This window comes from Nitrososphaera sp. AFS (assembly GCF_009898475.1).
GTDB lineage: Archaea > Thermoproteota > Nitrososphaeria > Nitrososphaerales > Nitrososphaeraceae > Nitrosopolaris.
In genome coordinates, this window is sequence record NZ_QURE01000051.1 from 1 (window position 1) to 10,014 (window position 10,014).

Annotated in this window: 10 protein-coding genes and 1 pseudogene; 2 read left to right on the top strand and 9 right to left on the bottom strand. The window is 39.9% G+C overall.

Annotation, left to right across the window (positions count from 1 at the left end):
* Positions 1-362, top strand: a 362-nt coding sequence (locus DYY65_RS07010) for an adenylate/guanylate cyclase domain-containing protein (protein WP_305080011.1), incomplete at its 5' end; no start/stop codon positions are given.
* A 540-nt stretch (positions 363-902) separates the two neighbouring features.
* Here the strand turns inward: DYY65_RS07010 and DYY65_RS07015 are convergent.
* The 5 genes and pseudogenes from DYY65_RS07015 to DYY65_RS12720 form a co-directional block, all read right to left on the bottom strand.
* Positions 903-2,234: pseudogene (locus DYY65_RS07015) on the bottom strand (patatin-like phospholipase family protein); the annotation flags it as partial.
* A gap of 1,045 nt (positions 2,235-3,279) precedes the next feature.
* Positions 3,280-3,516, bottom strand: coding sequence for a hypothetical protein (locus DYY65_RS07020; protein WP_162477266.1), 237 nt, complete (start codon positions 3,514-3,516; stop codon positions 3,280-3,282).
* Between the two features lie 228 nt (positions 3,517-3,744).
* The gene (locus DYY65_RS07025; protein WP_162477267.1) at positions 3,745-3,897 is read right to left on the bottom strand and encodes a hypothetical protein; all 153 of its coding nucleotides are present in this window, start codon (positions 3,895-3,897) and stop codon (positions 3,745-3,747) included.
* A gap of 254 nt (positions 3,898-4,151) precedes the next feature.
* Positions 4,152-4,364, bottom strand: coding sequence for a universal stress protein (locus DYY65_RS12715; protein ID WP_162477268.1), 213 nt, complete (start codon positions 4,362-4,364; stop codon positions 4,152-4,154).
* Positions 4,365-4,378: 14 nt separating this feature from the next.
* The gene (locus DYY65_RS12720; protein WP_162477269.1) at positions 4,379-4,597 is read right to left on the bottom strand and encodes a universal stress protein; all 219 of its coding nucleotides are present in this window, start codon (positions 4,595-4,597) and stop codon (positions 4,379-4,381) included.
* Positions 4,598-4,878: 281 nt separating this feature from the next.
* Between DYY65_RS12720 and DYY65_RS07040 the strand changes: the two genes are divergently transcribed.
* Positions 4,879-5,643, top strand: coding sequence for a hypothetical protein (locus tag DYY65_RS07040; protein WP_162477270.1), 765 nt, complete (start codon positions 4,879-4,881; stop codon positions 5,641-5,643).
* Positions 5,644-5,660: 17 nt separating this feature from the next.
* Here DYY65_RS07040 and DYY65_RS07045 read toward each other — a convergent pair whose 3' ends face one another.
* The 4 genes from DYY65_RS07045 to DYY65_RS07060 form a co-directional block, all read right to left on the bottom strand.
* Entirely contained in the window at positions 5,661-6,386 is a 726-nt protein-coding gene (locus tag DYY65_RS07045; RefSeq protein WP_162477271.1) for a PD-(D/E)XK nuclease family protein, read from the bottom strand.
* Between the two features lie 159 nt (positions 6,387-6,545).
* Entirely contained in the window at positions 6,546-6,809 is a 264-nt protein-coding gene (locus tag DYY65_RS07050) for a hypothetical protein (RefSeq protein WP_162477272.1), read from the bottom strand.
* A gap of 314 nt (positions 6,810-7,123) precedes the next feature.
* Positions 7,124-8,602, bottom strand: a complete 1,479-nt coding sequence (locus DYY65_RS07055; RefSeq protein ID WP_236561718.1) for an ammonium transporter — start codon at positions 8,600-8,602, stop codon at positions 7,124-7,126.
* 550 nt (positions 8,603-9,152) lie between these two features.
* Complete coding sequence (locus DYY65_RS07060; RefSeq protein WP_162477274.1) at positions 9,153-9,863, bottom strand: hypothetical protein; 711 nt, start codon at positions 9,861-9,863, stop codon at positions 9,153-9,155.
* Positions 9,864-10,014 lie beyond the last annotated feature (151 nt).

Here is a 10,014-nt window from a genome sequence, read left to right on the forward strand (position 1 = left end):
AGGCTGTAAGTTGTGCAAAATGGATGATTAAGGTCGTGAAATACGGGATTAACCCGATATTAGGTAGGTACGGTTATCCTAAGCTTGCTGTAAAAATTGGCATGGACGTTGGAGAGAATGTGGTTGTTCAATATGCATATGATAAAAGCTCACAAATTGATTTGCTTGGATATACTATGAATGTATCAGCAAAGATAACTTCGCTTACAGGTGCAAATAAAATCTCAGTAGGAGAAAAAGTCTTTGAATTATTGCATCCGGAGGTGAGGGCAGATTTTCGTAGATTGGTACCCAGAAAGGGTGAATGGAGATATATTAATCGTGACAACGGCGAGCTCTATCAAGTCTACACCATGAAGTGAAAGTTAAGCCAGCAGGTTTGATGAATATTTGACACTATTTGTTTAACTTTATGCTATTGTGATGTCAGTCTCTTTAATTATAATCTGCAATAGATGGTAATTCGGATTCTGATTCTGAAGTTGTAGTAGGATTAATTGGATGAAAGCTAGAAGCATATTACTAGTTGCTCTAACAATAATTCTACTCCCCTGGACGTCTAGGAAAGAAAAAATTTTGAAATCGAGCTATTATAGGTTGCTGATGTACTCGGAGATTTTCGCCCTCTTTTCTCCTTGCTTACGGCTGAATCTATTACATTAAATTATCAGGGTCTTCAAGTTCTCTTTTCATAGTTAAAATAGATATCTACCTTGATCCGTTGAGGGTAACCTGACTTGATCCTGGCGATCTTATCACACTTCCTTGGATAGCATTGGGGATTAGGAATTGTTCAGCAAACAAGGTGTATTCTCATATATTGGTGCATACGATGGGTTGGCCAATAATTTCTTCTAACTTATCCACGGATTGATATGAATGTCCGGCTCATTTGAAGGCTCTTACCTTGGTATTTCAATATCCCCCATTACCACACCTTTCATCTGTTCCTTAGTCTCTTCGTATCCATCTTGAATCAGCTGTCTGATTGTAGTTTTCGAAAAGTCAAATGTCTTGTTAGAAATAGTATGGTTGTCATTCTTTCGTTCCAAACGAGCAACAAAATCAACATCTACTATACTCCGTAGCAAATCGTCATATTTTTCCTGCTTGCCAGTGGATAAAGAGGCCCCCCTAGTACTCTTGTTCAAAATCTCCTGTATTGCCTTTTTGTTAATACCATTCTTTTCGGCTAACGTTATGAGAGACTTTGCCAGTGTAGCAAGATCAGACATAAGAACTGCAACATTTTCATCAAATTCTGTTCTGTCATGGTATATAATGTCGTTCTTTCTATCTATAACTCCGTCATAGTCTGAAGGAAGGTATTCTTGCTTGATTGGATGAAGATTTATTATGCCGAATCTAAGCCTTGGTATATTTTCTTCTACTTTTCTCACCCTTCGCCAATACTGCTTATGAGCAAGGTACGTCTGCCTTAAGGGTGTATTAGCTAACAGGCCACCGTCCCAAAAAAAACGCACGCTGGTACTGCCGTTAGGTCGAGAATTAGGTTGTTTAGTATTTATTCCATCTCCGTATTTGCTCTGCCATACTGAGGACAAGGTGTTATTTTCTACATTTAATCTAGTATAGTCAAAGTTTACAGGAACAGAACAGCTAGCTAAAACAAAATCTGAATTTATGCCATCTTCATACCTTATTATGTGTTCAAATTCCTCATCATTCTGTGCGTCATTATCTGAAATACTAGACTTCATGATACCATACCTACCATATCCTGTCTTTCTTGTTCCATCTTCTTTCTCATAACTATCGAAAACAACAGGAGCTGCCTCCTGTATATCAACAGCAACTAGTAATAATCTTGGTTCCCCATTTTCGAAGTTCGTAGAAATAGGAAAGCTTTCTTTTAACGGCTTGTTGTCATAGATATACCAAGTATTTAATGGGTCAAAAAATCTATTATCTACTACAGGCCTCTTTGGTACAAATACTTTAGGAACTCCAGTGAGAATAAATTCCTTAGTACTAAAATATCTTCTAGCAGACTCCCCTGAAGCAATTCGTTTATCTAATCTGCGCCAACAATCCCAATAATTAGTGAAATGTGGCATATGATCAACCCATGATTGTGTAGAGAGGTATTCCCAAAACTCAACAAGCCTTTCACCTGAACCTTCCCATGTTTTATTTTCCTTTACATAGCTTACCAAAATTGCGGCATTTATTGCGCCAATCGATGTGCCAGCTATGATATGAAATATTGGTTCATCCCCCCTTCCTTCTTTTTTTAAATATTGTGAAAGTTCTTCATTGAAGCCCCAGCTTCGTAGGCACCAAGTGAGCCTCCAACTTGAAAAACTAAAGCTCTATGCACATCATATACCACTTTTTTATTATTAATTGTCATTCGATATATCCTCACACTTCCCTGTACTTATCGTTTTATCAAAAATACGCACAAATAATTATCCATACTAGTATAGATTGTAATATCTGGCCGAGGCTATTTGGAATCCAATCAGTGTTATAAATAGACTTCTTAATAGGATATGAACTTGATCAATTAGTCGATGTTGTTCCACGAAATTCCTCTCTATTTGTGCCTTCAATAATGAATACTGTAGAATCTTTGCCAAACTCAGCAATACTGTCCCGTATCGCAATATGTTTGTCAGGATATACTATGATTTGATGAAACGCGGTCCCTAAAATCTTCTATTCCTGTAACATTTTCCGCCTTGTTATGAATCAAATTTGTAAAGTCAGCTGTGGCAAACTTTCTATATTCCCGAGATTCTCTTTACTTAGAACCTTCTCAATGAATTCAACGGACCTTAGTTGGGAGGTATAGGAATGTCAGCGGTAACTCAATTCGGTTCTGAGAAAGCCCAAAAGTGTCAGTATAATAGGTAAGGCTTAAACCCCGACTGCTTTGCTATCTGGGAAGTAAGTAATGAGAACCCGGTAACTACCGTAGACCATATTTAGAGAACCCTTATACGGATTTCACGAATATCCGATCTGCCAAATGTACAACCAAACAATATCTTTGATAACAGCAACAATAATCCTAATTACAATTGCGTCATTACCCACATACAGTTACAAATCTGCAAACGCTCAGAGCAATATAACCGATCCAGTGGATCAGCAAGAAATATGACCAATACCACTACGGGTTGCATAGCAGGAGTTCAGAATATGACATCTTCCTAGATGTGCAATACATATTAGCAAATGAGATCCTACACATTTAGCTTGTACTATTATTCTTTGGGTTGGATTGTCTTTGCCCACCAAAGACAAGGCTCATCACTTGAATATTGCTGACAGTTCCGGCGCCAATTTCGTTATTCTTTGCAATTTCAATCCTTGTCTGAACGTTTTTGAAACATTAATGGCAAGTGAACCACGCCATGAACGTTGGAAGGCGGCTGCCGCATTTGCGTTCTGGTTTTTTCCTGTACATGACAAATATAATTTTGGAGGAGCAGATGAAAATGTCAAATAATCTCCTAGGATTTTGGATGTCGCTATAACGAAAGACACCCCAAAATTAGTGCGGTCATCCTATGTGATAGGATTAAGACGTCTCATTTCTGTATAAAATTGGAGCGGATAAAGTCTTTGATCTGGAGGAGTGAAGAAGTATGAAATTAAAGCCTCAAGATCAGGAGATTTAATGGGCCCAGTTTCGGTCAAGTAACGCAGAACTAGAAGTAAAAATAGAAGTTGTATGCCTAGATATTTTACTATCTCTAGAGGCAGGTGATATGCCTATTTGGTTTTTACGCCATACATCCGCATTACTTTCTTAAGTGGTAAGGGCCTAACCTTATCTCTTCCTTTTCCCTTGGATTTTCCTTTAGCTCTGCCTTTAGCAGCTCTGTTTGTTGCTCTTCTTACTCTTCTTATTCTTGACCTGACCAATTCTTTACATGAATAATATCTACCTGCTACTATGTGAGTTTTTCCTTAGAATTGATTGACTCGCAGACAGTTTGGCCAGCTAGACATAATGGGGCGGCTGGCGGAAAAGATACCAAGACGAAGGTCCTGCATAAGAATCCTAAAACGACTACAGGTCTGTTGTGTCTATTATGTCCATCTGTCGCCCAGAATTCTTGTTTCTATATAGCCACTTTCTGAATCAGTCCCATATCAGAATGTCTTAAGTACAGATGTCAGCGGACAGCAAATACTGAACAATGTGCGTTATGTATGACATAGTTGGCAACACTTCCTAAGAACATCCTTTGAACTCTACCCATACCGGTCGTGCCGATTATTATGACATCAAATTTGTTTGTCTTTGCATAATCGATTATTGCTTTCCCTACGGTATCAGATACCTGAACGACTTCCTTTTTTATACGAACCCCTTCTCTCTCTGCCAAGAGACCAACTTCATTTAATAATTCGTGGGCAGGTTTTGTCGCTCGCTCCTCTCTCTCTCTAATTCCTTTTCTTTATTTCTAGCGCCAGGAACACCATGTCCAGGATCAATAACATGGATGGCAACTATCTCTGCTGCCCGCGCTTTACCGAGAGAAAGCGCGTGCTCAATAATTTTTTCCTTATATTTAGATCTATCAACTGGTGCCAATATTTTTTTTGCTGTTACGCCCATGCTCTGATGATCCTCTGTCTATGAATTGGATCTTATAAACAATTTGACTATACAGAACATAATAATAATCTCACACACTGTTGACAAAGGCTTATTTGAATAGAAAAATACCAATAGGTGTGAACAGAGTGTGTGAAAATTATGTGGAACCTATATACGCAATACCTGTATTTCTAATTCCGACCGTCCCAATTTTGATCGTTGCAAATTTACATGAACCAGCTTCAGAGGCTTTGTTTTCTAGAATAGTATAATTACTCGGATTATGAATAAAGATTAGCTTGAGAGAATCTGATAAACATAAAGATGCGAGGCTATCTATTGATAATATCCAGTACTGGTTTCAGTCTCGCAATAATTTTTGGAAGCTTATCAGTGTCTCCTGTCTTATTCTGATTATTGTGCTACAAATTCTGGTAATTCTTCTAAATGCTGTTAATCCACACATTCGAGATGGTTTATACGCCGTTCTGGTGCCATTGCTCTTAATATATATAATAAGTATTTTTTGGCGTGGTTCGACGCCGACTATCCTAAGCCTAATCGGTGGAATATGCTTGTATACGGGCATGTTCTTTGTTTACGCTAACGCCGGATTTCAACACGAGCTACCATCACAAATAGCGAATAGACTAGGATATGGATTAAGGCACGAAGTTCCTCCCGCTGATACGGTAGCTGAATTCTATTTCCTGATGGGGATTATTGCACTCGTCATGTGTATGATAGTTTCGTTCAGACCGTCCACATTCAGGGCAAGGGGGTCAGCAATCTGGACGCCTTATCCTGTATGGGATAAAAATCGTGATACGTATGCTTCGTACGAGGCAGAACTTTTCAGATTAATTCCTGTACTGAATCTGCTATCATATAGAGAAGCACACATCGTTTCGAGGTACAAATATATCCAAGTCTCGATATTTGGGAAGATACACTTTGTTTCGCCTGACGATTGGGTTCCCCATGAGTCCATTGTAATAAGAGAAGAGAATTCAGGGCTCTTGTTGGGTATTCCAAAAGTTCCCGATGGTTTCAACGTTTGGTAGTATTTCTATTCTGTTAACTAAAGAAACGGCTTTTGCTTTAACTCACGCCATTTTCCTCGAGCCCACAAACCCCATTTTTGTTTGTCTTCTGATTGATAGTAACATTTTTCGTTGTGTGGACAATCGTTGCATCTTGGTGAAGGTTCAATCGTTGGGACGATATTGCTTTTCAACAAAGTGGTAAGAATACGAGCTCTTCTTTGAGTCTCTCTAAACAATTTTTCACTCTTTGGAAGTTGGAATTCTGCTTCATTTCCTTCACTGTCAAAGTAGACTATAACACCCTCTTCTTTACCGAACATGTACAAATAAGCATTCAGTTGGATAAAGTGTTGAGCGTATGGAGTTTCTGGCAACGCCTGAACTCTTCTAAATATCATCACAACATCTTCTTCTACGCGGTCTGCGCGTCCAATCAACTTAACATTCGACCCTGCCTCAATACTGCCTTCGACGGGTTTTTCTAGAACACTCATGGCTCCTTTCTCCATTAAAGCAGTTATCATCTGCTTATGCGTGTGTTCTGCGGGTTGTTTCCTATCCAGATAGGCATGTCTAAGACATCCACTGGCTTCATCGATACTTATGTTACTTTCATCGCCGATGCCAGGGTTCAGATCCGCAAAGACCTCTTCGATTACATCGTAAACATCTACCTTAGCCGGAGCATCACTTGCTGCCCTGTAATTATCGACCCCAATTTTTAATTTGTCCCTTACCTTGTGTATTATCTGCTCTTCCATATTTGGTAGATTAGTACCGGATCCTGATACAATGTTAAAAGGTTTTCTCAAAATCTGTTTAGTTTTTATGATAGTAATGGAACTTAAGCATTCCATAGTATGGCTTAAATCCATATGATGTATCGTTTAATAGCGTCGTTTAATAGATACTGGATTTGTTCAATGTTTTTTGCCCCTTTTTCTAGATTTCTTCTTAGCTTTCCACTTGTCAAATCCGTACCTAGTTGCGGCAAATACACCCAAGCTAAAGAAGAAACCACCTATAAACAAAAACAATAGCGAGCGAGCGTATAATCCCCATGCAAAGCCCAGCGCTGCACTAACGAATTCGAGTATTACAAATACTACCCATCTATCTACCAACGATGAAAGGCCGGTGTTGGTTCTATTAACTGTTTTCTCTTTAAGAAGGCTATAACTCACCTAGAGATGAAAAAACTTTCTTTTTGGCGAACCTGTTAAGAGGAACACTAAAGGACCAATCACAAGCCATATGAGATAATTTTGGCAGCACCAGATGAAACTGGCAACCTCATATTAAGGAGTCAAATAGTCTGTTCCAGAATTAAGTCACGAATTTACAAGACTCATTAGACCTCAAATTTCCAATTATTCCCATTCGATCCCTACTTCGCGAGGCCTTAGCTAAAAATATACTATAATTACAACTAAATCTTGGTCTATCAATATTATACATTTATCCACTCATCCTAGATGAGGATTACCGCATCGAAAATCTACGATACGGATTCGCTATACGCCCTCTCGCCTACCTGTGCAAGATCTAATCCTATTTCCTCTTCTCTAGGTGTGACCCTGACGCCCCCCGGCCAAACAAAGTCCATTGCTTTCCAAATTATGAATGTTATTCCGAAAGACCATGCTGCAGCAGCAGCTGCTCCTGTGGCATTTATAACAAACTGCATTGGATTACCAAAAAAGGCTCCATTGTGTCCAGCAGGATTTATTCTTGTCTCACTGAATGTTCCAGTCAACAATGCACCGACTACACCTCCCATGCCGTGTACAGGCCAGGTATCCAAAGCATCGTCGATTTTTTTCCTATTCTTCAATATTAAACAGTAGAAACACACAGTCGCACAAGCAAATCCTATAATGATTGAGGCATAAGTTCCTACGAATCCTGAAGCTGGAGTAATTGCTACAAGCCCGGCTACAGCCCCGGAACAAGCACCTATAGCACTTGTCTTACCAGTATGTGCCCAGCTCAGGAACAGCCACCACATTGCTGCTACTGCTGTAGCTATATTCGTATTCTGGAAAGCTTGAGTCGACAAGAAACCTGCTGCACCCGAGCTTCCTGGGTTAAACCCGAACCAACCGAACCACAATAATGTAGTACCCAATATTATCAGAGGTATGGAATGGGGTTCCATGGGGGCCTTACCGTAACCTAATCGCCTGCCTATGAACATTGCTGTTACTAATCCAGAAAATCCGGAGGTGATATGGATGACTGTTCCGCCTGCAAAGTCTTCAGCACCTAGTGCCGCTAGCCATCCTGAATGCGTACCCTGACTTCCCAATGACCAATTCCAATGTCCAGCGAAGTCATAAACAAATGTCGTCCACAATACAACATGGATCAAAAAAGCACTCATTTTAAGCCTATCAGCATATCCCGCTATTGCTAATGCAGGAGTGATGGCAGCGAACATCAGCTGGAACATGACGTATGCTAAATGTGGAATGCTAGGCGCATAAACATCTGCGGGGGCATTTGTAAAAACGTTGTTAAGGCCTACCCAATCAAAATTACCAATGAATCCTGAGCCAGTAGCATCTGGTCCGAACATTATCGAATATCCATAAACGACCCATTGTATACTGACTATAGCATATACCAAAAAGTTCTGTAATATGACTGTTAGCGCATTCTTCCTCCTAGTTAATCCTCCATAAAGGAATCCAACACCTCCAGGAGTCATTATCATGACGAAGGATGCAGCTGTGTACATGAAAGTAGTATCGCCGGGGTCGATACATGGACCATACGTCCCATTCCCAGGAGGTGTTAAAGCTTTATTACAGTGAAACTCAGGCGTTGTTGCCGGATTCGGAAGCTTACCGATCGGCCCAAACTGTCCCAGTACACTATGCTCACCTACAGCTATTAACCCAGATGCTCCGACTACAAGGCCGGTGATTATGAATAGAAATCTCCATTTGTGCTTTTCAAATGGTATTGACATCATATTCAGTGACATAAATTTGCTACAAGCAATAGTCCACTGGTATTAATTATAAAAGGTTTATTCTAATGCAAGGTACATTTTGTGATACTATGCTAATTTAACAACGGAACAGTCATTAAAATTATATATTAGTACGTTGGAGGGAGGAATTTCCGATACATAATCCTAAAATTTGTTTCCGAGTATCAATTTTGAGCACGTTAAAATACTCAACCTTCGTTCGTAAAGGCTCCCTCTCCTTGGCCAATTTGGATTCCTTGATTAACCTGAGTAGGGTATAGGAGCAGAGCAATACAGCAACGAGCCTGTCAAGGTAAATAAATCTAGCATATTTAGCCCCCTTGGCAATAAGTGGTACAGCTGAAATAGACGGCAACGTAGAAGGATGGGCCTTAAAACAATGACAAGAACAAGTAAGCGAAAAAACAGGCCAACTATTCAGTTTCATGATTTAGAGCCCTTATATTTTCAAGGCCGTGATTTAGACACAAAATAAGTTTTAAGGGAATCAAAAATGAAAGGATTGAGTTAAGGGGCTCAGAGCTGCCAATTAATAGGTAACGCTTAGATCATCAAAGTAGACCGTTGAATCCCCTTTGGTCCACAAACCTATCTGTCCTCCATTCATATAATTTGTATCATACCTTTGTATTAGGCGAACACCGTCCAAATAGCCTACTACGCCTGGCTCCCCACCAGCCCCGGCAACCTGTGCAACAATACTGTGCCACTGGCCAGCCGCTATGTAAGCAGTTGTATCCTGAGTACACAGAATAATGCCTGGCTGAGCTCTACACAATGAAAATTTATGATTTTTGGCATCAGCCTGCAAGACAAAGTAACGATCTGTGTCCTGGAATCGAATAACTAATCCTGCGACTGACTGCTTGCCAGATACAACCTTAAACTTAACCTCAGCTTGGAAATTACTATAGATCCCACCACTCTTGATTAACATATGATAATCTGAGCCTGATTCACCATTTGCTAGTCTGGCAAGTACGTTTGACTTCGAAGGTGCTGACGGATCAGTCTTGATGACCCAAATCCCCTTTGGATGAGGAGCACCTGTATCAATACGCACAAACGTCTTGTCAATTGAGCTATTTCCGTAAGAGTCGAAATTTAATACAATAGAATTTGCATACGGGTGCTGTTGATGTGCAAAGATCAAGGCCGCTGCTATCGCTGGTACTGCGATGATTGTAATGAGAATGTATCTTCTCTTTCTTCCACTATATCCCACTGTTGCTGGTGACAACCTACTCTCTTGCATTTGCAATTTGCTGGACCATAATAAGATTATATTGATTTCAATCTCAATTTAAAAGCCAAATAACTGCCTGGCATTATGAACATGCGAGAACTAATAGAGAAATGGCTTTGAAGAGGAATAAGGCCTGGTCTCAAAT